General features: G+C 69.1%; 20 protein-coding genes. 13 read left to right on the top strand and 7 right to left on the bottom strand.

Translation table 11 applies throughout. From position 1 onward, the window contains the following. Positions 1 to 30: 30 nt before the first annotated feature. Entirely contained in the window at positions 31 to 522 is a 492-nt protein-coding gene (locus tag OIE74_RS16265) for a hypothetical protein (RefSeq protein ID WP_329383719.1), read from the bottom strand. Between the two features lie 265 nt (positions 523 to 787). Here OIE74_RS16265 and OIE74_RS16260 point away from each other — a divergent pair, with 265 nt between their 5' ends. After that, complete coding sequence (locus OIE74_RS16260; RefSeq protein WP_189108945.1) at positions 788 to 1024, top strand: DUF397 domain-containing protein; 237 nt, start codon at positions 788 to 790, stop codon at positions 1022 to 1024. Positions 1025 to 1148: 124 nt separating this feature from the next. Here the strand turns inward: OIE74_RS16260 and OIE74_RS16255 are convergent, their stop codons facing one another. Further along, complete coding sequence (locus OIE74_RS16255; protein WP_329383716.1) at positions 1149 to 1643, bottom strand: ATP-binding protein; 495 nt, start codon at positions 1641 to 1643, stop codon at positions 1149 to 1151. A gap of 336 nt (positions 1644 to 1979) precedes the next feature. Here OIE74_RS16255 and OIE74_RS16250 point away from each other — a divergent pair, with 336 nt between their 5' ends. Both OIE74_RS16250 and OIE74_RS16245 read left to right on the top strand, forming a co-directional pair. After that, complete coding sequence (locus OIE74_RS16250; protein WP_329383713.1) at positions 1980 to 2861, top strand: helix-turn-helix domain-containing protein; 882 nt, start codon at positions 1980 to 1982, stop codon at positions 2859 to 2861. 227 nt (positions 2862 to 3088) lie between these two features. Continuing rightward, the gene (locus tag OIE74_RS16245) at positions 3089 to 4546 is read left to right on the top strand and encodes an aldehyde dehydrogenase family protein (RefSeq protein WP_329383710.1); all 1458 of its coding nucleotides are present in this window, start codon (positions 3089 to 3091) and stop codon (positions 4544 to 4546) included. 28 nt (positions 4547 to 4574) lie between these two features. Here the strand turns inward: OIE74_RS16245 and OIE74_RS16240 are convergent, their stop codons facing one another. Then, positions 4575 to 5315 (bottom strand): VOC family protein, encoded by a 741-nt coding sequence (locus OIE74_RS16240; protein WP_329383707.1) that lies wholly within the window; start codon positions 5313 to 5315, stop codon positions 4575 to 4577. A 40-nt stretch (positions 5316 to 5355) separates the two neighbouring features. Here OIE74_RS16240 and OIE74_RS16235 point away from each other — a divergent pair, with 40 nt between their 5' ends. The 3 genes from OIE74_RS16235 (at position 5356) to OIE74_RS16225 (ending at position 7846) form a co-directional block, all read left to right on the top strand. After that, complete coding sequence (locus OIE74_RS16235) at positions 5356 to 5997, top strand: PadR family transcriptional regulator (RefSeq protein ID WP_329392325.1); 642 nt, start codon at positions 5356 to 5358, stop codon at positions 5995 to 5997. 146 nt (positions 5998 to 6143) lie between these two features. Continuing rightward, positions 6144 to 7061, top strand: a complete 918-nt coding sequence (locus OIE74_RS16230) for an ATP-binding cassette domain-containing protein (protein ID WP_329392324.1) — start codon at positions 6144 to 6146, stop codon at positions 7059 to 7061. Continuing rightward, on the top strand, positions 7058 to 7846 hold the full coding sequence (locus tag OIE74_RS16225) for an ABC transporter permease (protein ID WP_329383704.1): 789 nt from the start codon (positions 7058 to 7060) through the stop codon (positions 7844 to 7846). The genes OIE74_RS16230 and OIE74_RS16225 overlap by 4 nt, the downstream gene beginning before the upstream one ends. Before the next feature lie 7 nt (positions 7847 to 7853). On the opposite strand, the gene OIE74_RS16220 is transcribed toward OIE74_RS16225, so the two are convergent. Next, positions 7854 to 9299, bottom strand: a complete 1446-nt coding sequence (locus OIE74_RS16220) for a glutamate decarboxylase (protein WP_329383701.1) — start codon at positions 9297 to 9299, stop codon at positions 7854 to 7856. Positions 9300 to 9391: 92 nt separating this feature from the next. Then, entirely contained in the window at positions 9392 to 10672 is a 1281-nt protein-coding gene (locus OIE74_RS16215) for an ion channel protein (protein ID WP_329383698.1), read from the bottom strand. Positions 10673 to 10813: 141 nt separating this feature from the next. Here OIE74_RS16215 and OIE74_RS16210 point away from each other — a divergent pair, with 141 nt between their 5' ends. Both OIE74_RS16210 and OIE74_RS16205 read left to right on the top strand, forming a co-directional pair. Beyond that, positions 10814 to 11572: a MerR family transcriptional regulator gene (locus OIE74_RS16210; RefSeq protein WP_329383694.1), complete on the top strand. Its 759-nt coding sequence runs from the start codon at positions 10814 to 10816 to the stop codon at positions 11570 to 11572. A gap of 219 nt (positions 11573 to 11791) precedes the next feature. Continuing rightward, positions 11792 to 12628, top strand: a complete 837-nt coding sequence (locus tag OIE74_RS16205; RefSeq protein ID WP_443076129.1) for a DedA family protein — start codon at positions 11792 to 11794, stop codon at positions 12626 to 12628. Positions 12629 to 12692: 64 nt separating this feature from the next. Here the strand turns inward: OIE74_RS16205 and OIE74_RS16200 are convergent, their stop codons facing one another. Together OIE74_RS16200 and OIE74_RS16195 are read right to left on the bottom strand one after the other, a co-directional pair. After that, positions 12693 to 14360, bottom strand: a complete 1668-nt coding sequence (locus tag OIE74_RS16200) for a threonine/serine ThrE exporter family protein (protein WP_443076356.1) — start codon at positions 14358 to 14360, stop codon at positions 12693 to 12695. Positions 14361 to 14561: 201 nt separating this feature from the next. Then, positions 14562 to 15056 carry an inorganic diphosphatase gene (locus tag OIE74_RS16195; protein WP_003968257.1) on the bottom strand — a complete coding sequence of 165 codons (495 nt, stop codon included), beginning with the start codon at positions 15054 to 15056 and terminating at the stop codon, positions 14562 to 14564. Between the two features lie 187 nt (positions 15057 to 15243). Between OIE74_RS16195 and dacB the strand changes: the two genes are divergently transcribed. The 5 genes from dacB to ftsH all read left to right on the top strand — a co-directional run bounded on the left by dacB (position 15244) and on the right by ftsH (position 22121). Then, positions 15244 to 16743 carry a D-alanyl-D-alanine carboxypeptidase/D-alanyl-D-alanine endopeptidase gene (dacB, locus tag OIE74_RS16190; protein WP_329383688.1) on the top strand — a complete coding sequence of 500 codons (1500 nt, stop codon included), beginning with the start codon at positions 15244 to 15246 and terminating at the stop codon, positions 16741 to 16743. Between the two features lie 79 nt (positions 16744 to 16822). After that, positions 16823 to 17953: a zinc-dependent metalloprotease gene (locus OIE74_RS16185; RefSeq protein WP_329383685.1), complete on the top strand. Its 1131-nt coding sequence runs from the start codon at positions 16823 to 16825 to the stop codon at positions 17951 to 17953. Positions 17954 to 18192: 239 nt separating this feature from the next. Beyond that, on the top strand, positions 18193 to 19269 hold the full coding sequence (gene tilS, locus OIE74_RS16180; protein ID WP_329383682.1) for a tRNA lysidine(34) synthetase TilS: 1077 nt from the start codon (positions 18193 to 18195) through the stop codon (positions 19267 to 19269). Between the two features lie 89 nt (positions 19270 to 19358). Next, positions 19359 to 19898 (top strand): hypoxanthine phosphoribosyltransferase, encoded by a 540-nt coding sequence (gene hpt, locus OIE74_RS16175; RefSeq protein WP_329383679.1) that lies wholly within the window; start codon positions 19359 to 19361, stop codon positions 19896 to 19898. A 195-nt stretch (positions 19899 to 20093) separates the two neighbouring features. Beyond that, complete coding sequence (gene ftsH, locus OIE74_RS16170) at positions 20094 to 22121, top strand: ATP-dependent zinc metalloprotease FtsH (protein ID WP_329383676.1); 2028 nt, start codon at positions 20094 to 20096, stop codon at positions 22119 to 22121. Positions 22122 to 22184 lie beyond the last annotated feature (63 nt).

Below are 22184 nucleotides of genomic sequence, written 5' to 3'. Positions count from 1 at the left end.
GACGCCCTCAAAAGGAGAAAGCGGTATCCGTCACGGCACCGGAATATCGGTGGGCAGGCCAGGCGGCAGTTCGCCCGGCTCCGTCTTGGCGAGGCTGTCCTTCGCGCCGCCCTCCCAGGAGAGCACCAGGGTCTTCCCGTCGTTGGAGTCGATCGACCCCATCGTCCGCGCGGTGTCCCCGTCGGCGCACTTGAGCGAAAGCATCGGCTCGCCGCCCATGTCCTGGACGTCGCCCTGGCAGATGTGCTCGCCGGCGATGAGAGCGGCCTGGCCTTCCTTGACGGACAGCGCGACGGCCTTGCCCTCCGTCAGTCCGGCCCAGGTGCCTTCGAGGCTGTCGGCGGTGCCGCCGGTCGCCGGGGCGGATTCCTCGGCACTGGCGGCCGGCTCGCTCGTGGCCGGCGTGCTGGAGCCCTTGTCCTTGGCGGAGTCGTCACCGCTGTCACTGCCGCCACAGCCGGTGAGGGTGAGCGCGACCACGAGTCCCGCCGTCGCGACGCTGGATCGTACGATCTTGTGCACGTGCAAGTCCCCCTTCAGTTCTCAAGACCGCGCCAAGCTACCAGCACGGCCGCGAAGGACCCCGGCCGTCGAGTTCCGGACGAGTCCGGGAAACAGCGGCACCGAAAGGGCTTTCCGTTCGTCTCAATGAATGAGGCAAAGGTTCGTGAGTCTGTAGTCAAGGGAACACCCCGCGTGCACGTGCATCTGCTCATGCATTGGCATGTGAACACAGCTATGATCCGAGCTAGTTGACACCTGCACCATGCAACTCGGGGAGCGTCCTGTGCACCACGCGTACAACGGCATGGCGGCCACCGAGCTTCACGGAGTCGTCTGGCAGAAGAGCAGGCACAGTAATTCGCAGGGTTCCTGCGTCGAGTTCGCCAAACTGCCCGGTGGGTCCGTGGCGGTCCGGAATTCACGCCACCCCGAAGGACCCGCCCTCGTGTACACCCGGGCCGAGATCGTGGCCATGCTGGCGGGTGTGAAGGACGGGGAATTCGATCATCTGACGGCCTGAGACCGAGTCCTCACGCCATTCGCCGTCGGCTCTCCGCCGGCCGCCCGCCGTCGAAACACCCGCCGTCAACGGCTCACTGTCAACCGCTCGCCGTCGAACGCTCGCCCTCTGCCGGCCGTCCTCATTATTCGGCCGGCAGCCGGAACAGCGCCCAGACCACTTTGCCGTGCAGTGAGCCGGCGAGCGGATGCCAGCCCCACGTATCGCTGAAGGACTCGACCAGGAACAGCCCTCTGCCGGACTCCGCGGCGAAATCCTCGTCCGATTCGCGCGCGGTGGGACCCGCGTAACTCGGATCGCGCACCGCGCACACCAGCCGGGTCGTCCAGCGCATCAGATGCAGCCGTACGGGCGGTTCCTGGGCCTCGCGCGGCGTGTCCGAGGGGAGGGCATGCCGCAGCGCGTTGGTGACGAGTTCGGATACGACCAGCGCGACATCATCGAAACGGTCGTCGAGTTCCCACTGGCAGAGTGTCGTCCGGGTGAACTGCCGTGCCCCGCGTACCGCTTCGTAGCGGGCCGGGAGCGCGCATGACGCCGAGCTGGAGACGGCTGCGGGATCGATCGGCGGAAGCCCCTGCCTTAACGGCTCGAGCACGGTCGATCCATTCGTCCCCATGCGAGGCACTCCCCGGGATTCGCGGCCGTAGCGATACTGCGGTGGTACAGCGTCACAACACGTCAAACACGAACGAGCACGCAGGTGCGGCGAGGACCATGGTTCCCAATGCGTAGAGCAGATGCAAGGGCAGATGCACGTGCACGCGCCCGACTTCGACCAGGATGTGACGTTCCGGTTCTTTTCTTCTGTCGGCTACTTTCTCCCTCTTCCCAAAGGCTTCTCATTTCTGTAATCGAATGAGTACGGGGTGATGCGTTTGATGGCACAATCCGGCTCTCAGGGTTCGGGGGTGCTCCGGGGTCGTCGTGGGAGAAATAGTGGGAGATGAACCGTATGGGGAGGGTTGGAGACGTGACCGCAGTCGAACCGGGCGGATCCGTGGTGCGGCGCATACTGCTGGGCTCGCAGCTGAGGCGGCTGCGCGAGTCGCGTGGCATCACCCGTGAAGCGGCCGGTTACTCGATCCGCGCGTCGGAGTCCAAGATCAGCCGTATGGAGTTGGGGCGGGTGAGTTTCAAGTCCAGGGACATCGAGGACCTGTTGACGCTCTACGGAGTCGCCGACGAGATGGAGCGCGGGTCCCTGATCGGTCTCGCCCGTGAGGCCAACGTCGCCGGCTGGTGGCAGAGCTTCGGCGATGTACTGCCAGGCTGGTTCCAGACATATATCGGCCTCGAAGGCGCCGCCTCACTGATCCGGATCTACGAAGTCCAGTTCGTGCACGGCCTGCTGCAGACCGAGGCGTACGCGCACGCGGTCGTCAAGCGTGGCATGCCGAACGCACCCCAGGCCGAGATCGACCGGCGTGTGGCGCTGCGTCAGGAGCGCCAGAAGGTGCTCGTCTCCGAGCGCGCCCCGCGCTTCCACGCGGTGCTGGACGAGGCGGCGCTGCGCCGCCCGTACGGCGACCGTTCGGTGATGCGCGGTCAGTTGGCCCATCTCATCGAGATCTCCGAGCATCCGACGGTCACGCTCCAGGTGATGCCGTTCAGTTTCGGCGGACACGCGGGCGAGAGCGGCGCCTTCACGATGCTGCGCTTCCCCGAGTCCGACCTCTCCGATCTCGTCTATCTGGAGCAGCTCACCAGCGCGCTGTATCTCGACAAGCAGGAGGAAGTCACCCAGTACGAACGGGTGATGACACGGCTGCACGAGGACAGCCTCGGCCCGGCCGAGAGTCGTGACCTGCTGCGAGGCTTGCTGCAACTCTCATGAACGATCCGCGATCGACCGGGCTTGACGTCGAGCTTGAAGCCGAGGTCGAAGTCGATTGCGAATGACCGTGAATGACTCAGAATGACCGCGATCGACCGAAGCCGTACAGAGCCGTGCGGTTATCGGCGCCTATCGGCATCGAGCCCGTTCTCGAAGGGCCCTCACTCTGATGCCGCGTAAGTATGATGACGTGACATCAGCTTTCCGGTTCTGAGGTTAGGGATCATATGTCCTTCTTCGCCGAACTCGACCAGCAGTTCATCGACGGCGAGTGGCGGCCCGGCAGTGGCTCGTGGGACATCATCGATTTCAATCCCTTCAACGGCGAGAAGCTTGCATCCATCGCGGTGGCGACGGCCGAAGAGGTGGACCAGGCGTACCGCGCCGCCGAGCGCGCGCAGGTGGCCTGGGCCGAGACCAACCCCTACGCCAGGCGGAGCGTCTTCGAAAGCGTCCTGCGCATCGTCGAGGACCGCGAGGACGAGATCACCGAGGCGATCATCGCCGAGCTCGGTGGTACGCGCCTCAAGGCGGCGTTCGAGCTGCGACTCGCCAAGGAACTCCTGCGCGAGGCCATCCAGCTCACGCTGCGCCCCGAGGGCCGGATACTTCCCTCCCCGGTGGACGGCACGGAGAACCGGGTCCACCGCGCCCCCGTCGGCGTGATCGGTGTCATCAGCCCCTTCAACTTCCCCTTCCTGCTGTCGCTCAAGTCGGTCGCACCCGCTCTCGCGCTCGGCAACGCCGTCGTACTGAAGCCGCACCAGAACACGCCGATCTGCGGCGGTTCCCTGGTGGCGAAGGTGTTCGAGGACGCGGGCCTGCCGGCCGGACTGCTCAACGTCGTCATCACCGACATCGCCGAGATCGACGACGCGCTGATCGAGCACCCGGTACCGAAGGTCATCTCCTTCACCGGTTCCGACCGGGTCGGACAGCACGTCGCGGTCGTCTGCGCGAAGAACTTCAAGCGCTCCGTGCTCGATCTCGGCGGGAACAGCGCGCTGATCGTGCTCGCGGACGCCGATGTCGACTACGCGGTCCACGCCGCGGTCTTCAGCCGGTACGCGTACCAGGGCCCCGTCTGCATGGCGGCGAACCGCATCCTTCTCGACCGCTCGGTCGAGAAGGAGTTCACCGAGAAGTTCGTCGCCAAGGTCAGGACGCTGACCGTCGGCGACCCGGCCGACCCGGAGACGGTCATCGGCCCGCTCATCAGCTCCCAGCAGGCCGACGCCGTCGCGGCGCAGGTCGAGGAGACCGTCGAGGCGGGCGCCACCGCGCTGGTGCGCGGCAGGGTCGACGGCAATCTCGTCTCGCCGACCGTGCTGACCGGTATCGCCGCCGACTCGCCCGTCCTGGCCCAGGAGATACTCGGCCCGGTGGCGATCCTGCTGCCGTTCGACAGCGTGGACGAGGCGGTCAGGATCGCCAACGACACGCGGTGCGGGCTGAGCGGCTCCATACACACCGGCGATGTCGAGCGTGGTGTGCGCGTCGCGCGGCGGATCGACACCGGCATGATCCACATCAACGACGGCACGGGCCACGACGAGCCGATCGTCCCCTTCGGCGGCGAGAAGCACTCCGGCGCGGAGTGGCTGAACGCCGAGTCGATGGTCGACGCCTTCACCACCCAGAAGTGGATCTCCGTTCAGTACGGGCGCTCGACCTTCCCGTTCTGAGACCCGGGCGCCACCACCGCGCTCTGAGCTACGGCTCTTCGTGCCGGAGCGACCCCAGCAGCTCCGCGGCCCGTTCCAGGTCGTCATCCACCTCCGCGCGCTCCGCCTCCGTCAACTCGACGGCGGCGGCCCGGCGGAGGAGGCCGCCCGCCTCCTCGATGTCGTCCAGACGCTGCGCGACGTCGCCGCGCAGGACGAGCAGCCGGTAGAGCTGTACGGCGGTCGGCGACGCGCCCCCGCCCGCCTCGGCCTCCTTGAGGGCGTGGTCGAGGACCTTCGCGGCGGCCTCCGGATCCTGCTTCGAGTCGGCGAAGGTCACCGCCAGGTGCAGGGCGCGCGCGTACGGCTCCTTGGGAGGCGGCTGATGGTGCCCGTCGCTCCCGGAGCCGTTCGGCTGCCCGATCCGGATGGTGTTGCCGGCCGGGTCCGTCATGAGGAACTGGCGCACCCCGTACGACATGTCCTTGACCGGGCCGATCCTGGGGAGCCCACGGGCCGGGATCCTCCCGTACGCCGCCTTGAGCCCGGCACGGAAGGCGCTGTGCAGCGCCTCGACATCGTCGGTCAGTACGTAGCAGCCGCTGATCGACGCGGCGGGCTCGTACTTCTTCATCCCGAAGAACTGGAGCTCCACATCGCCGCGTTCGACGACCGCGTACGGGTTGGGGCTCCTCTGTAGGAAGGTGATCTCGAAGCCGAGTGCCGTGTAGAAGTCGACTACGGGTTGGATGGTCTGACACGGGAGGAGCGGGATGGTCTTCTCTGTCATGTCGAGTAGTCTAGTCAAAGTTGAATAGAAGGGTATGGCGATGTCAGCGATCCGGCTGCTGGTGCTCGGGGCGGTGCGCCAGCACGGCCGCGCGCACGGCTATCAGATCCGCAACGACCTGGAGTTCTGGGGCGCGCACGAGTGGTCGAACGCCAAGCCCGGCTCGATCTACCACGCGTTGAAGCAGATGGCGAAGCAGGGCGAGCTGCTCGCGCACGAGGTCGCGCCGAGCACGGCCGGCGGCCCGCCGCGCACGGAGTACGAGCTGACGGATGCCGGGACCGCGGAGTACTTCCGGCTGCTGCGTGAGTCGCTGGTCGCCTACGACCAGAAGATGGACGTGCTGTCGGCGGGTGTCGGCTTCATCGTCGATCTGCCGCGCGCCGAGGCGGTCGAGCTGCTCAAGGAGCGCGTGCGGGCGATCGAGGACTGGCGGGCGTCCGTGACCGAGCACTACACGCCCGAGGAGGGCCCGGAACAGCTCGGACACATCGGCGAGATCATGAATCTCTGGATCAGCCAGGCCGACTCCGGGGCCGAGTGGACGCGCGGGTTCATCAAGCGCATCGAGGGCGGCGCGCACGTCTTCTCGGGTGAGGGTGACCCCTTCGTCGGCGTACTCGCCGAAGGCGAGGAGAACCCGTACGCGACGGGCGTCCCCGCCGAGGGCGACGACGACTGACGGCGCCGGGCGCCGCTCTTCAGCTTCTCTAATCAAGTTTGACTAATCAGCCTCCAGGGTCTACCTTTCGTGGCGTAGTCAAGTTTGACTATTCCGTGGAGGGGCTGGAGGCGAAGGCATTGACTGACGCGACGGACGCGATCGTCATGGAGGGCGTACACAAGCGGTACGGCGAGAAGTCCGCGCTCGGCGGGCTCGATCTGGTGGTGGCGCGGGGCACCGTGCACGGGGTTCTCGGGCCGAACGGCGCGGGCAAGACGACGGCCGTACGGGTGCTGGCCACGCTTCTGCGGCACGACGAGGGCGTCGTGCGGGTCGCGGGGCACGACATCCGTACGGAGGCGCGGGAGGTACGCCGGCGGATCGGGCTGCTCGGACAGCACGCGGCGGTGGACGAGGAACTGAGCGGGCGGCAGAACCTGGACATGTTCGGGCGGCTCCACCACTTGGGCGCCCGCCGCGCGGCGGCGCGCGCCGGTGAACTGCTGGAGCGCTTCGGGCTCGCCGACACCGGACGCAAGTCGATCAAGCAGTACAGCGGGGGCATGCGGCGCCGTCTCGACCTGGCGGCCTCGCTGATCACCGATCCGGCGGTGCTCTTCCTGGACGAGCCGACGACCGGACTTGATCCGCGCGGCCGGGCCGAGGTGTGGGCATCGGTGCGTTCGCTGGTCGGCGGAGGCACGACCGTACTGCTGACCACGCAGTATCTGGACGAGGCCGACAAGTTGGCGGACCGGATCTCGGTCGTCGACAGCGGGCGCGTGATCGCCGAGGGGACCGCGGACCAGCTGAAGGCGAAGGTCGGCGGCGACCGGATCGACGTCGTCGTCCGCGACGCGGGCCAACTGGCGGCGGCGGCACGGCTGTTCGGGGACGAGGCGACGGTGGACGAGGACCGCCTGCTGGTCGGCGTCCCCGCCCCGGACCGGATGGCGGCGCTGACCAGGGCCGTACAGGCGCTGGAGGCGGCCGGGATCGAGGCCGAGGACATCGTCGTGCGCAGGCCGACGCTGGACGAGGTCTTCCTGCAGCTGACGCACCGTACGAAGGAGGCCGTATGAGTACGACGAACGCATCGGTGGTCACCGACAGCTGGACGATGACACGGCGCGAACTCGCCCACTGGCAGCGACAGCCGGTCCAGGTCGTGGTCGGGCTGATGTTCCCGGTGATGCTGCTGCTGATGTTCGGCTATCTGATGGGCGCGGGGCGCGGTGTCGAGGGTGAGTACATCAACTTCCTCGTCCCCGGGATGCTCGCGCTGACCATGGTCTTCGGGCTTGAGGCCACGATGCTGGCCGTCACCCAGGATCTGGGCAAGGGGGTCATCGACCGGTTCCGCTCGATGCCGATGGCGTCGTCGGCGGTGCTGGTGGGCCGCAGTGTCGCGGACATGTTCCAGTCGGCGCTGAGCCTGGTGGTGATGATCGGGGTCGGGTTCGCGCTCGGCTGGCGCTGGGACAGGGGAGCCGCGGCGCTGCTCGGGGCGGTGGGGCTGCTGCTTCTGCTGCGGTTCGCGATGCTGTGGCTCGGCATCCACCTGGCGATGGTGGCGGGCAAGCCGGAGCTGGTGCAGGCGGTGCAGATCCTGGTCTGGCCGATCGGTTTCTTCTCCAACGCGTTCGCGACGCCGGAGTCCATGCCGGGCTGGCTCGGGGCCGCGGTCGAGTGGAACCCGCTGTCGGCGACGGCGGCCGCGGTACGTGATCTGGCGGGCGTTCCGGGGCAGTTGAGCGGGTCGTGGGCGGCGGAGCACGCGTATGCGCTGGCGCTGGCGTGGCCCCTGGTGCTGACCGCGCTGTTCTTCCCGCTCGCGGCACGGCGGTTCCGCAGGCTGAGCCACTGATCTCCGGTCAATGGTGGAAGGCCGTGGCCTTCGCCTTGTCCCGGCCCAACGGCTCCGGCTGGAGCCGCAGTTCGGGCAGCAGCAGCCGCAGATCGGCGAGCAGCAGCGCGGAGAGGTCGGCCGAGAATCCGTTGCGGCACACCACGCGCAGGACGGACAGATCCTCGCGATCGGCCGGGAAGGTGTAGGCGGGCATGAGCCAGCCGTGCTCCCGCAGCCGCCGCGAGACGTCGAAGACATCGAAGTTCGTCACATGCGGGGCGGTGGTGAAGGCGAAGACGGGCAGCTGGTCGCCACGGGTGAGCAGCCGGAACTCGTCGATCTCCCCGATCTTTTCGGCGAGCGCGCAGGCCACGTCCCGCGTGGTCTGCTGGACGGCGCGGTATCCGTCCCTGCCGAGCCGCAGGAACGTGTAGTACTGGGCGACCACCTGCGCGCCGGGCCGTGAGAAGTTCAGCGCGAAGGTGGGCATCTCGCCCCCCAGATAGTTGACGCGGAAGACGAGGTCGTCGGGCAGTTCGGCCGACGTGCGCCACAGCGCCCAGCCGACACCCGGGTAGACCAGGCCGTACTTGTGCCCGGAGGTGTTGATCGAGGAGACGCGCGGGAGCCGGAAGTCCCAGACGAGGTCCTCGTCGAGGAAGGGAGCGATCATCGCGCCGGACGCGCCGTCGACATGGACGGGGATGTCCAGCCCCGTGCGCTCCTGGAGGGCGTCGAGGGCCGCGCAGAGCTCGGCGACGGGTTCGTACGAGCCGTCGAAGGTGGAGCCGAGTACGGCCACGACGCCGATCGTGTTCTCGTCGCACAGATCGGCCGCCGCCCGCGGGTCGAGGTGGAAGCGGTCACCCTCCATAGGAAGGAGGCGGGGTTCGACCTCCCAGAAGTTGCAGAACTTCTCCCAGCAGACCTGGACGTTGATCCCCATCACGAGATTGGGCCGGGCGCCGCCCGGATAGCGGTCCCGGTTCCTGGCCATCCAGCGGCGCTTGAGCGCGAGCCCGGCGAGCATGCAGGCCTCGCTGGAGCCGGTGGTGGAGCAGCCGACGGCGGCGGAGGGGTCGGGGGCGTTCCAGAGATCGGCGAGCATCACGACGCACCGCCGCTCCAGCTCGGCCGTCCGTGGGTACTCGTCCTTGTCGATCATGTTCTTGTCCCGGCATTCCCCCATCAGCACCCCGGCCTGCTTCTCCATCCAGGTGGTGACGAAAGTGGCCAGGTTGAGCCGGGAGTTGCCGTCCAGCATCAGCTCGTCATGGACCAGCTGGTAGGCCGTGGACGGGGGCATCGGACCGTCGGGGAGCCGGTGCTTGGGCGGCGCGGACGACATCCCGCCGACCGGGTCGGCCTCCCCGAAGAAAGGGTTGAGCGACAGCCGGCGACGCTCGGTCTGATCGTCCGCCTGGCCGCCCGTGGTGCCCTCGGACTTCTCCGTACCGCTTCGCAGTGCCATCGGTTTCCCTGTCTCCCGTGGTCTCTCGCGTGACGATACGGACAAAACGGGTGGTCGGCTCGCCGGGGATCCGCTCGGGCCGGCCGGCCCCGTCACCGCAGGGAGGTGCCGTCCGCGTCGAGCTGCATCTTCGGACGGCCCGTCACCAGCAGCCAGGCGGGGAGGGTGGCCACGCACAGCAGGGGGAGCAGATTCGGGTCCGCGGCGAGGACGGCCGCGGTGAACAGGCTCAGCCAGCCCTGCCGGGTGACGGCGAGCAGCACCCCGAGCACCCCGCAGGTGACTCCCACGGTCGGATGCACGGCGGGCACGAGCGCGTGGGCGCACAGACCGAACGAGACGCCGACGAAGACGGCCGGGAAGATCCGGCCGCCGCGAAAGCCGCAGGCCGTCGCGGTCACCAGCGCCGCCGCCTTCACCACCGCCATCAGCGCGAACTGCCCGGCCGACCAGCCGTCCGGGTCGGCGGCGAGCGTCTTCACCTCGTCCAGGCCCTTGAAGAGCGTGAGAAAGCCGCCGAGCGCCCCGAGGAGGCCCAGCAGCAGCCCGCCGGCGGTCAGGGCGAGTACGGGGTGCCCCAGGCGCCGGAAGGCGCTGTGGGCGTACGGGAGGGCGTACACGGCGGCCATGCCGAGGACCGCGGCGAGCGGTGCGATCACGAGCGCGGCCAGCGCGTCGGACCAGCGCGCGCCCGGATGGTTGGGCAGGGACAGGTCGAAGGAGGGGTGATCGATCAGTACGGTCGTCAGCCCGGCGGCCCCGGCGGCGACCAGCGGCCCGAAGAGCTTGTCCCAGAGCGAGCCCGGTCCCGGCCGGGTCGCGAAGGTCTCCGTGAGGATCAGCGCGGCGGCCACGGGCGTACCGAAGAGCGCCCCGACCGTGCCGGCGGCGGCCAGCGAGACCCAGAGCGCGGCCGGCGCGGCGGGAGCGGCCTTGCGGCCGAGCCAGTAGGCGAGCGCGATGTTGGCCGCGGTGATCGGGTTCTCGGGCCCGAGGCTCACCCCGCCCGCCAGCGCCAGGCCGCTGGCCAGCAGCAGACCGGGCACGACACCGGGCGGCAGCGGCGGGTCGACGAGCCCGGTCGTGGCGGGGTCGGGTCCCGCGTGCCCGTACACCTGCCGTACGACCAGACCCACCGCGAGCCCGGTCGCCGTCAGCATCACGATCATCCAGAGAGAGGAGTGCCGGCCGACGCCCAGCGCGTCGGGGATCGTCTTCCAGAGCACGTCCTCCAGCAGGTCGGCCAGTTCGCTGATCCCGAGCAGCACAAGGCTCGCGACCACACCGACGACCAGGGAGGGAAGGATCAGGGGCAGGAGGGTGCGCCCGGAGGGGGACGCGGGTGCGGACGGAGCGTCAGTGGCCACGCGCATACCGTAGTGGGGCGAATGCGGCAAAGTGCTCGTGCGAAAGGGAGCTTGCACCTCACGTGGCGTGAGGACCCAGGCTGATGCCGTACCGAACACCACCGGCCCACCACAGGACCGGTGGACGGCAGGGAGCGGGGAAAGGCCATGAGCTATTCCGTGGGACAGGTGGCGGCTTTCGCCGGAGTCACGGTGCGCACGCTGCACCACTACGACGAGATCGCGCTGCTCTCCCCGAGCAGCCGCAGCCACGCGGGCCACCGGCGGTACGACGACGCCGACCTGGACCGCTTGCAGCGGATCCTGTTCTACCGGGAACTCGGCTTCCCACTCGAAGGCGTCGCGGTCCTTCTCGACGATCCGGACGCGGACCCGCAGGAGCACCTGCGCCGCCAGCACGAGCTGCTGTCGGACCGTATCGCCCAACTGCGGAGGATGGCCGCGGCCGTGGAGCACGCCATGGAGGCGAGGAAAATGGGCATCGATCTCACGCCCGAGGAGAAGTTCGAGGTCTTCGGGGGCAAGGACCCGGAGCGCTACAGCGAGGAGGCGGAGCAGCGCTGGGGCGGGACGCGGGAGTACGACGAGACCCAGCGGCGGGTCGCCCGCTACACCAAGGACGACTGGAAGCGGATGCAGGACGAGGTCGCCGACTGGGGTGCGCGCTACGACGCGCTCATGGACGCGGGGGAGCCCCCGGCCGGCGAGCGGGCCGTGGCGATGGCCGAGGAGCACCGCCGGCACATCACCAAGTGGTTCTACGACTGCACGCCTCAGATCCACCGGGGCCTCGGCGACATGTATGTGTCCGACGAGCGGTTCAGGGAGTTCTACGACTCGATGCGCCCGGGACTGGCCGAGCACCTGAGGGACGCGATCCACGCGAACGCGGACCGACGCGCGTAGCGGCCCGGGGGAGAGCCGGTGTGGACCGGGGACGAAAGGCGCGCTTCGGTCCCGGTCCACACCGATCGCGAGCTGTGCGGACCGGGTGGAACCTCAGTCGGGGCTGGAGCGTTGATAGCTTTGGGCAGCCGGCAACCGCTGACGGCGGATGTACGACGCTGATGCAGCGACGGCCGATTTCGACGATCGACCGACTATCGACTCAGGAGCCCGGACCTCGTGACAAACATTGCGCTCGGACCGAGCTGGCTGGACCCGGACTATCTGATCGGGACCTTCGGCCTGATCGGCGTCCTGGTCATCGTGTTCGCCGAATCCGGCCTGCTCATCGGCTTCTTCCTGCCGGGCGACTCGCTGCTCTTCACCACCGGACTGCTCGTGACGGCCGGCACGCTCGACAGGCCGCTGTGGCTCGTCTGTCTTCTCGTCGTGCTGGCGGCGATCCTCGGCGATCAGGTCGGCTATCTCTTCGGCCGCAAGGTCGGCCCCTCGCTCTTCAAGCGCCCCGACTCCAAGCTCTTCAAACAGGAGAACGTGGAGACAGCGCACGAGTTCTTCGAGAAGTACGGGCCCAAGTCGCTGGTGCTGGCGCGCTTCGTGCCCATCGTGCGGACGTTCACGCCGATCATCGCGGGCGTCAGCCGCATGAACTACCGGTCGTTCGTCACGTTCAACATCATCGGTGGCGTGCTCTGGGGCGCGGGCGTCACGCTGCTCGGCGCCGCGCTGGGCAAGATCGATTTCGTCCACAAGAACATCGAGATGATCCTGATCCTGATCGTGGCGCTCTCGGTGCTGCCGATCGTGATCGAGTTCCTGCGGGCCCGTTCCCACTCCAAGAAGGCCGCCGCGGCGGGCGAGCCCACCGGCCCCGCCGGACCCCCGGACCTCGCGGGACCCACGGCGCCGGGGCAGCACACCCACGTACCGCAGGACTTCCAGACCCAGCAGCTGCGCGTCACGCGCGACGAGTACGGCGCCCCCCGGCCGTACGCCACACCGGAGGCGCCGGACGACCCGGAGACCCCGCCGCGCGGGCGCCACGCCAGGCGCTGACGTACGAGAGGCGCTGAGGTACGAGACGGTCGCGGCACCCGCGCCCGTCGCCCCGCCGGCGGGATCAGAAGCCGCGCGTCCGCTTGGCCGCGCGGCGGGTCGAACCGCGTCCCTGGCCGGGCACCTTCAGGAACAGCCGGGAGAGCTCGCCGCCGAAGTTGACCCCGATGGCGATCGCCAGGGCCAGCGCGGCGGCGGTCGAGAGCGAGGCCAGCCCCGCGTTCACATGGTTCTGCGCGAAACCGAGCAGACCGAAGTACGTGGCCGAGCCGGGCAGCAGCGGCCCGATCGCCGCGGTGACGTACGGCAGCGCGGAGGCGAACCGGTAGCGGGAGAACAGCTGCCCGAAGAGCCCCACCACACCGGCGGCGACCGCGGTCGCCGCCACCGGCGAGATCCCCCCGGTGTCGTGCATCGCCCCGTAGACGGTCCAGGCCACGCCCCCGTTCAGGGACACCATCAGCACGGTGGACCGTTCCTGCTGAAGCAGGATCGCGAAGGCGAAACTCAGCGCCACCGCCGCGCAGATCTGGAGCACCGGCCGCCCCGCCGCGGCCCGGAGCGCCACGTCCGGGTTGAGCTGGGCGTTCAGCTGGACGCCCAGATACAGCGCGATCAGCACCCCCATCACGATCGCGATGAAGAAGTACATGACTTCGAGCAGCCGTGCGGCGGCGGTGATGTAGTAGCCGGTCAGCCCGTCCTGCACACCCGCCACCAGGGCCCGCCCCGGCAGCAGCGCGAAGAGCCCGCCGGTGATCACGGCCGAGGGCCGGATCTCCCAGTTCGTCGCGGACGCGCCCAGGGTCAGCGCCACCCCCATCGCGGCGGGCGGCATGGCCGCGACCACGAACTGGTAGAACTCCGGAATCCCGCGCCCCGCGCACAGCCAGGCCAGCCGGTCGCCGAGCATCGCGCCGATCATCGCCGCGACGAACACGATCAGACCGCCACCGACCAGGACCGACGCGGACCCGGCCAGCAGCCCGCTCGCGCAGGTCAGCGCCCACCCCGGATACGGATGCCGGTTACGGCGGATCTCGGCCAGCCGCCGGTACGCCTCCTCCAGCGAGGTGTCCGTGTCCTCGGTGGTGATGTCGGTGACGAGCGTGTAGACGGCGGCGAGCCGGGTGTAGTCGGTGCCCCGCCTGCGTACGGTGCGACTGGCCGTCACGGGGTCGTCCACCAGCGACGGCTGGTACGAGATCGACAGCAGCGTGAAGGTGACGTTCGGCTCGCAGCGGTCGAGACCGTACGCACGGCTGACCGCGAACATCGCGGCCTCGACGTCCTCGGCCCCCTCGCCGCCCGCCAGCAGCAACTCGCCGATACGCAGCGTCAGGTCGAGCACGCGCGGCACGGCAGGCCCGGTCTCGTCGTGCCGCTGCACGATCTCCACCACCGGCCGGTCCCCGACCGGCATCCGCAGCAGCGTGCGCATCCGGTCCTGCCAGGGCGCCTCCTTGGTCAGCCGGACGATGGGCACGCCTTCCGCAGGAGTGAACGCCGGAGGCGACTGCCGCGCACGGTAGGTCCGGGGCAGGTCGAAGGCCGAATGGTCGGTCTCCTGCGTGCTCTCCGCGCTCAGGCCCTCCGGAACCGCGAATTCCGAGGTGGTGCTTCCGTCCTCGGGCGCCGGCACCTGCTCCGTCCCGGACGGGGGAGTGAAGGCGCTGTGCGCCTCGTCGGGCGACGGCTTACGCTCCTCCGCCTCGTCCCGCTCGCGCACCACTGTCCTCGCCCTCACTCACTCTCGTCGGTGCCCTTCCGGCACGATTCGCACAGCAGTTTGTTCAGTATGCGCACGGGCGCGGACATGGGCGCACACGAGCGGCGGACGGCGCACCCGCATGGTGCGCTGCCCGCCGCTCGTACGCGTCGACTCCCGGTCCCTCAGGCCAGGCAGCCGCCAAACCTCGGTCCGTGGGAGGCGCTAGTGCGCGCCGCCCTGCGCCTCAAGTCGCTTGTACGAGGCCTCGATCTCGGCCTCGGCCTCGGCACGGCCCACCCAGTCAGCGCCCTCGACCGACTTGCCGGGCTCCAGGTCCTTGTAGACCTCGAAGAAGTGCTGGATCTCCAGGCGGTCGAACTCCGACACGTGGTGGATGTCCCGCAGGTGCTCCACGCGCGGGTCCGACGCGGGGACGCACAGCAGCTTGTCGTCGCCGCCGGCCTCGTCCGTCATCCGGAACATGCCGATCGCACGGCACTTGATGAGACAGCCGGGGAACGTCGGCTCGTCCAGGATGACCAGCGCGTCCAGCGGGTCGCCGTCCTCGCCGAGGGTGTTCTCGACGAAGCCGTAGTCGGCCGGGTAGCTGGTCGAGGTGAAGAGACGACGGTCAAGGCGGATCCGGCCGGTCTCGTGGTCCACCTCGTACTTGTTTCGCGAACCCTTAGGGATCTCGATGGTGACGTCGAACTCCACGGGTGGCTCCTCCATGATCAACACAGATGTCGGTGATGCTGCTGTCGGTGGTACCGCACGTCACCGGGGCCGACCCCAGGGGCGAGCAGGTTCGGTCATCGCTGGCCGGGGCACCGTGCTCATGGCAACGCGCAGTGATTAAGTGTCCCCCACGCAGCTGTGTGATCGCGAAAGGGGCTGATCAACCGTGCTTGAGCCGAAAGTGTGGCAGCTCACGGCAGGTTCCGCCGTGTTCGGCCTGGTACTGGCGGCCGGGGCGGTGGCCATGGCCGGCCCCTGGGACTCCGGTCAGCGTAAGGCCGAGCGCGACTGGGCGGCCGCCCAGAGTCCAACAGGTGGCGCACATCACCCGGGCGGGGGCGTACGCGGGCCCGCACCCGCGCCCAGCGCCGCCGGCGTGCTCGACGAACTCGGCGCGCCGGTGAAGTCCCTCTCCGCGCCGGCCGATCTCCCCGCCGATCTGCGCGAGACCCTCGGACCGCTCCTCGGCTCCCCCGATCTGGGACCGGCGCCCGCGGCGTCCGTCGTCGACGTCGCGACGGGTGAACAGCTCTTCGGACAGCGCGCCGACCGGCCGATGGCCCCGGCATCCACCATCAAGATCGCCACGGCGGTCGCCGCGCTCTCCGCCCTCGGCCCCGACCACCGCATCGCCACCACCGTGGTCACCGCCGACACCAAGAAGAGCAAGGGCGACGACAAGGGCGGGGACAAGAGCGACAAGAGCAGCAGGAGCGACGACGACAAGGGCGACGAGCGCCCGACCGAGATCACCCTCGTCGGCGGCGGCGACGCCACCCTCGACCGCAAGAGCCTGCGCGCCCTCGCCCACGACACCGCCCGAGCGCTCCGCGACCGGGGCGTGCACCGGGTCACCGTCCGCTTCGACGTCTCCCTCTACTCCGGCCCCCGTGAACACCCGATCGGCCCCAACGACAACATCGCGCCGGTCACCGCGCTGATGACCGGCCAGGGCCGGCTGGACGACTCCGCCCGTGACTCGTTCGGCGGACCGGCGCCGCGCAGCGGCGACCCGGCGGGCGACGCCGCCGACGTGTTCGCCGAGCTCCTGGGCGAGGGCGGCGTCTCGACCTCGAAGACCCCGGCCCTGGGCAAGGCCCCCAAGGACGCCGACCGTCTCGCCGTGACGTACTCGCGCCCGGTCTCCGCCCTGGTCGAGCGGATGCTGACGAACAGCGACAACGACATCGGCGAGTCACTCGTCCGGCAGGTCGCGATCGAGACAGGCAGACCCGCGAGCTTCGCCGGCGCCCAACAGGCCGTACAGGCCGAGCTCAAGAAGCTGAAGCTGCCCGTCGACGGCGCGCTCCTGCGCGACGGCAGCGGTCTCAACCGCCACGACAGGATCAGCAGCGGTCTGCTCACCGCGCTGCTCGCCCGAGCGGCCGACCCCGACCGGCCGGAGTTGCGGCCGGTCCTCACCGGGCTCCCGGTGGCCGGATTCAGCGGCACGCTCCAGGGCCGGTACGCCGACGGCGACGCGATCACCGGCAGCGGTCTGATCCGCGCCAAGACCGGCACGCTGACCGGTGTGAACTCCCTTGCGGGCACGGTCGTCGGCCCCGGCGGACGCCTGCTCGCCTTCGCCTTCCTGGCGGAGGACGCCCCGGCCCCCGACACGGCCCAACAGGCCCTGGACCACCTCTCGGCGGAACTGGTCTCCTGACCGCCCCGGGCGGTGGCGCGGCCGGAACCTCGCGTCCGACACATCACCGCCTTTCGGCGCGAGCACGTACGGTTGACACATGACGAGCATCGGTGGGGCCGAGATGGTGGACTGGAATCTCGCGGTCGCAACCGCGACCCGCCTCGCGCGGCCGGGACCGGAAGTGAGCCGGGACGAGGCCCGCGAGATCGTCGCCGAGTTGCGGCGGCACGCCAAGGCGGCCGAGGAGCATGTGCGCGGCTACACGCGGATGATCCCCGAGGGCCACGAGCCACCGGACACCCCGGTCCTGGTCGTGGACCGGGCCGGCTGGATCAAGGCGAACGTCGCGGGCTTCCGTGAGCTGCTCAAACCGCTCCTCGACAAGATGCAGGACCGCCGGTCGGGCACCCCGGGCGGCGCCGTCCTCGGCGCGGTGGGCGGCAAGGTGACCGGCGTCGAGCTGGGCATGCTGCTGTCGTTCCTGTCGTCGCGCGTTCTCGGCCAGTACGAGACGTTCGCCCCGCCCAGCCGGGATCTGCCTTCGAGTGACGGCGGCGGCGGCCGGCTGCTGCTGGTCGCGCCGAACATCGTCCACGTCGAGCGCGAACTGGACGTCGACCCGCACGACTTCAGGCTCTGGGTCTGTCTGCACGAGGAGACCCACCGCACCCAGTTCACCGGCGTGCCGTGGCTCCGTGACCACCTTGAGGGTGAGATCCAGTCATTCCTGGAGGAGACCGAGGTCGACCCCTCCACCGTCGTGGAACGCCTGCGTGAAGCGGCCCAGTCGCTCACCGGTAACCGTCCAGAGGGTGAGGACGAGGACGACGGCCGGAGCCTGGTCGAGCTCGTCCAGACCCCCGCCCAGAAGGAGATCCTCGGCCGGCTCACCGCCGTCATGTCCCTGCTCGAAGGCCATGCCGACTATGTGATGGACGGGGTCGGGCCGCAGGTCGTACCGACGGTGGCCGAGATCCGCGAGAAGTTCCAGCAGCGCAGGGCCAAGGGCGCCAGCCGGCTCGACCAGGCGCTGCGCAAGCTGTTGGGTCTGGACGCGAAGCTGCGGCAGTACCGGGACGGGGAGCGTTTCGTACGCGCCGTGGTGGAGGAGGTCGGCATGGACGGCTTCAACCGCGTCTGGACATCCCCCAACACCCTTCCTACGAAGGCGGAGATCGCCAAACCGGCGGACTGGATCGCGCGGGTGCACCGCAAGGCCGAGTCGTAAGCCTCCTGGGTCCTGAGCCTCTTCAGGAGGGGCGCGCGGGGCTCCGCGCCGGGTGTCAACGCCCATAGGTGTCCACCGGAATGGGCAAGCATCACCCATCCGAGGGACCGTGGGCGGTGGGTAGGCGTGCAATGCTCGGGGAACGGCCCGGTTCTGTCACCATCGACGCACTCTGTGTGACTGAACCCCGTCCCAACTCCGACCGAGGCACCCCCCAAATATCACGAAGGGCACCGGACATGGGTCCCCATCCTGCGGTCGCGGCGATACGCCTGGCGGTCCGCCGCGTACTCCACGACGTCATCAGCGAATGCTCCGAACTCGCGAGCTCCGACACCGAGCGCTCCCGGCCCACCCCGGCGGCCGGAGCCGGCAGCGCCGCCGCACCGCCCCCGGCCGGCGGCCGGCCGCTGGTGCTCGTCGCCTGCTCCGGCGGCGCCGACTCCATGGCTCTCGCCTCCGCCCTCGCCTTCGAGGCCCGCAAGCTCTCCGTCCGCGCGGGCGCCGTCACCGTCGACCACGGCCTCCAGCCCGGCTCCGACCTCCGTGCCGCCGAAGTCGTCAGCCGGCTCGTCGCGATGCGGCTCGACCCCGTCGAGTCCGTGGCCGTGACCGTCGGCCGTGACGGAGGGCCCGAGGCCGCCGCCCGCGACGCGCGTTACGCGGCCCTCGACGCCGCCGCCGAGCGGCACGGCGCCGTGGCCGTCCTGCTCGGACACACCCGCGACGACCAGGCCGAGACGGTCCTGCTCGGTCTCGCCCGCGGCTCCGGCACCCGCTCGCTCTCCGGGATGGCCCCCGTCTCCGGCGCCACCGGCCGCTACCGCCGCCCCTTTCTCCAACTCGACCGGCAGACCGCCCGCAAGGCCTGTCTGGTCCAGGCGATCCCGGTCTGGGACGACCCGCACAACGCCGACCCCGCGTACACGCGTTCGCGGCTGCGCCACGAGGGCCTGCCCGCCCTGGAGAAGGCGCTCGGCAAAGGCGTCGTCGAGGCCCTGGCGCGTACGGCGCAGCTCTCCCGTGACGACGCCGACGCCCTCGACGCCTGGGCGGCCGACGCCGAGTCAGCTGTACGGGACGACGCCGGACAGCTGGAATGCGCCAAGTTGTACGCGCTGCCGCCCGCGGTCCGCCGCCGTGTCCTGCGCCGGGCCGCCGTCGTCGCCGGCGCTCCCGCGGGGTCGCTCTTCGCCCGGCACATCGAGGAGATCGACCGGCTGATCACGGGCTGGCGGGGCCAGGGAGCCATCAACCTGCCGGGCCGCGTCGAGGCCCAACGGCAGGGTGGCAGACTGGTCATCCGGCAGGGCTGAAGGGCGGAAGCACGACGGCTGTGTCTCCCGGGCGGCGAGTTCCGGCCTCCTGGCCGACAACGAAAGTGATGCGGGTGGACCACAAGGACATGGGCGCCGACCTCAAGTCGGTGCTCATCACCAAGGAAGAAATCGACGCGAAGCTCGTCGAACTGGCCGCCAAGATCGACGCGGAGTACGCGAACAAGGACGTCCTTCTTGTCGGCGTCCTCAAGGGCGCCGTCATGGTGATGGCGGACCTGGCGCGTGCGCTGTCCACCCCCGTGACGATGGACTGGATGGCCGTGTCCTCGTACGGAGCCGGGACCCAGTCGTCCGGTGTGGTCAGGATCCTCAAGGATCTGGACACCGACATCAAGGGCAAGCACGTTGTGATCGTCGAGGACATCATCGACTCGGGCCTGACGCTCTCCTGGCTGCTGTCGAACCTCGGCTCACGCGAGCCGGCCTCGCTGGAAGTCTGCACGCTGCTCCGTAAGCCGGATGCCGCAAAGGTCGCGATCGATGTGAAATGGATCGGTTTCGACATTCCGAATGAGTTCGTTGTCGGCTATGGCCTTGATTACTCGGAGAAGTACCGCAATCTTCCATTCGTCGGCACACTTGCCCCCCATGTCTACGGTGGCTGAGCCCGGCACCGGGCCCGTGATGCCGGGCCGGGAACCCCCGCACCCTTCCCGCCGTTGGAGCATGGGAAGACCGGTTTACCGGCAGTCCCGTGCGGTCGCGGGTGACAATGCTGGGGTACCGTCCGAAGAACAGTCTTTTCTCACAGCAGCATTTACCTACGGGCAGGAGGGACGGGGCGTTCTCGCTCCGTATGGATGGACGTGAAGCGATACTTCCGTGGGCCTGTCATGTGGATCGTGCTGGCCGTCCTCGCCGTAGTCGTGTTGATGCAGGTCGTCGGCTCGTCGGGCGGCTACAAGACGGTGGACACCGGCGAGGTTGTCCGTGCGATCGACAAGAACCAGGTCGACCAGGTCAAGCTGACCACAGGCGACGAACAGATCATCAAGATCGACCTCAAGGACGGCCAGAAGGTCCAGGGCGGTGACAAGGTCCAGGCGAGCTACATCGGCTCCCAGGGCTCCCGTCTCGCCGATGAGTTGCAGCGCAAGTTCGAGAACGGCGACATCAAGCAGGGCTACACGGTTTCGCCCTCCAAGCAGAGCCCGTTCGTCTCCGTGCTGCTCTCCCTGCTGCCCTTCGTCCTTATCGTCGTGGTCTTCCTGTTCCTGATGAATCAGATGCAGGGCGGCGGCTCCCGAGTCATGCAGTTCGGGAAGTCCAAGGCCAAACTCATTACGAAGGACACCCCCAAGACGACGTTCGCCGACGTCGCGGGGTCGGACGAAGCCGTCGAGGAACTCCACGAGATCAAGGAGTTCCTCCAGGAGCCCGCGAAGTTCCAGGCTGTCGGCGCCAAGATCCCGAAGGGTGTGCTCCTCTACGGCCCGCCCGGTACGGGTAAGACGCTGCTGGCCCGCGCGGTCGCCGGTGAGGCCGGCGTCCCCTTCTACTCGATCTCCGGTTCCGACTTCGTCGAGATGTTCGTCGGTGTCGGTGCCTCGCGAGTGCGTGACCTCTTCGAGCAGGCCAAGGCGAACGCTCCGGCGATCGTCTTCGTCGACGAGATCGACGCCGTCGGCCGGCACCGCGGTGCGGGCCTCGGCGGTGGCCACGACGAGCGCGAGCAGACGCTGAACCAGCTGCTTGTCGAGATGGACGGCTTCGACGTGAAGGGCGGCGTCATTCTGATCGCCGCCACGAACCGGCCCGACATCCTCGACCCGGCGCTGCTGCGCCCGGGACGTTTCGACCGCCAGATCGCCGTCGACCGCCCGGACATGCAGGGCCGGCTGGAGATCCTCAAGGTCCACCAGAAGGGCAAGCCGGTCGCCCCGGACGTCGACCTGGGCGCTGTCGCCCGTCGTACGCCCGGCTTCACCGGCGCGGACCTGGCGAACGTGCTGAACGAAGCGGCGCTCCTGACGGCGCGCAGCGACAAGAAGCTCGTCGACAACCACTCCCTGGACGAGGCGATCGACAGAGTCGTGGCGGGCCCGCAGAAGCGGACCCGGATCATGTCCGAGAAGGAAAAGAAGATCACCGCCTATCACGAGGGCGGCCACGCCCTGGTCGCGGCGGCGTCTCCGAACTCCGACCCGGTGCACAAGATCACGATCCTGTCCCGCGGCCGGGCCCTGGGTTACACCATGGTCCTGCCCGACGAGGACAAGTACTCGACCACGCGCAACGAGATGCTGGATCAGCTCGCCTACATGATGGGCGGGCGCGCGGCGGAGGAGCTGGTCTTCCACGACCCGACCACCGGCGCGGCCAACGACATCGAGAAGGCGTCGGCGACGGCACGGGCCATGGTCACGCAGTACGGCATGACCGAGCGGCTCGGCGCGATCAAGTTCGGCGGTGACAATTCGGAGCCCTTCGTCGGACGTGAGATGGGCCACCAGCGCGACTACTCGGAAGAGGTCGCCGCGCTGGTCGACGAAGAAGTCAAGAAGCTGATCGAGACCGCGCACAACGAGGCCTGGGAGATCCTCGTCGAGAACCGCGACGTTCTCGACAACCTGGTCCTCGCGCTGCTGGAGAAGGAGACGCTCAACAAGGAGCAGATCGCCGAGATCTTCTCGACGATCGTGCGGCGCCCGGCCCGTCCGGCGTGGACCGGCTCCTCGCGGCGTACGCCCTCCACCCGCCCGCCGGTGCTCTCGCCCAAGGAACTCGCCCTCACCAACGGGGCGACGGGCAGCAACGGCACGATTCCCGGAGTGACGACCGGCGACTCCTCTTCCGAGGCTGTTCCGGAGGAGCGGCCGGAGAGCTGACCCCGCGCGTCTCACCAGGCCCGGAATAGATGCCGCGCCCCACAGGTCTTAGCCTGATGGGGC

Source organism: Streptomyces sp. NBC_01716, from assembly GCF_036248275.1.
GTDB lineage: Bacteria > Actinomycetota > Actinomycetes > Streptomycetales > Streptomycetaceae > Streptomyces.
This window is presented reverse-complemented; position numbering and strand designations above follow the sequence as displayed.

What these genes read in the sequence shown, in the direction of transcription:
- OIE74_RS16240 (WP_329383707.1), bottom strand. Translation starts at nt 5,315, where the DNA reads ATGACAGAGAAGACCATCCCGCTCCTCCCGTGTCAGACCATCCAACCC.
- OIE74_RS16235 (WP_329392325.1), top strand. Translation starts at nt 5,356, where the DNA reads ATGTCAGCGATCCGGCTGCTGGTGCTCGGGGCGGTGCGCCAGCACGGC.
- hpt (WP_329383679.1), top strand. Translation starts at nt 19,359, where the DNA reads ATGGGCGCCGACCTCAAGTCGGTGCTCATCACCAAGGAAGAAATCGAC.
- OIE74_RS16220 (WP_329383701.1), bottom strand. Translation starts at nt 9,299, where the DNA reads ATGGCACTGCGAAGCGGTACGGAGAAGTCCGAGGGCACCACGGGCGGC.
- ftsH (WP_329383676.1), top strand. Translation starts at nt 20,094, where the DNA reads ATGGACGTGAAGCGATACTTCCGTGGGCCTGTCATGTGGATCGTGCTG.
- OIE74_RS16230 (WP_329392324.1), top strand. Translation starts at nt 6,144, where the DNA reads ATGGAGGGCGTACACAAGCGGTACGGCGAGAAGTCCGCGCTCGGCGGG.
- OIE74_RS16215 (WP_329383698.1), bottom strand. Translation starts at nt 10,672, where the DNA reads ATGCGCGTGGCCACTGACGCTCCGTCCGCACCCGCGTCCCCCTCCGGG.
- OIE74_RS16250 (WP_329383713.1), top strand. Translation starts at nt 1,980, where the DNA reads ATGGGGAGGGTTGGAGACGTGACCGCAGTCGAACCGGGCGGATCCGTG.
- OIE74_RS16185 (WP_329383685.1), top strand. Translation starts at nt 16,823, where the DNA reads ATGACGAGCATCGGTGGGGCCGAGATGGTGGACTGGAATCTCGCGGTC.
- OIE74_RS16210 (WP_329383694.1), top strand. Translation starts at nt 10,814, where the DNA reads ATGAGCTATTCCGTGGGACAGGTGGCGGCTTTCGCCGGAGTCACGGTG.
- OIE74_RS16255 (WP_329383716.1), bottom strand. Translation starts at nt 1,643, where the DNA reads ATGGGGACGAATGGATCGACCGTGCTCGAGCCGTTAAGGCAGGGGCTT.
- tilS (WP_329383682.1), top strand. Translation starts at nt 18,193, where the DNA reads ATGGGTCCCCATCCTGCGGTCGCGGCGATACGCCTGGCGGTCCGCCGC.
- OIE74_RS16245 (WP_329383710.1), top strand. Translation starts at nt 3,089, where the DNA reads ATGTCCTTCTTCGCCGAACTCGACCAGCAGTTCATCGACGGCGAGTGG.
- OIE74_RS16225 (WP_329383704.1), top strand. Translation starts at nt 7,058, where the DNA reads ATGAGTACGACGAACGCATCGGTGGTCACCGACAGCTGGACGATGACA.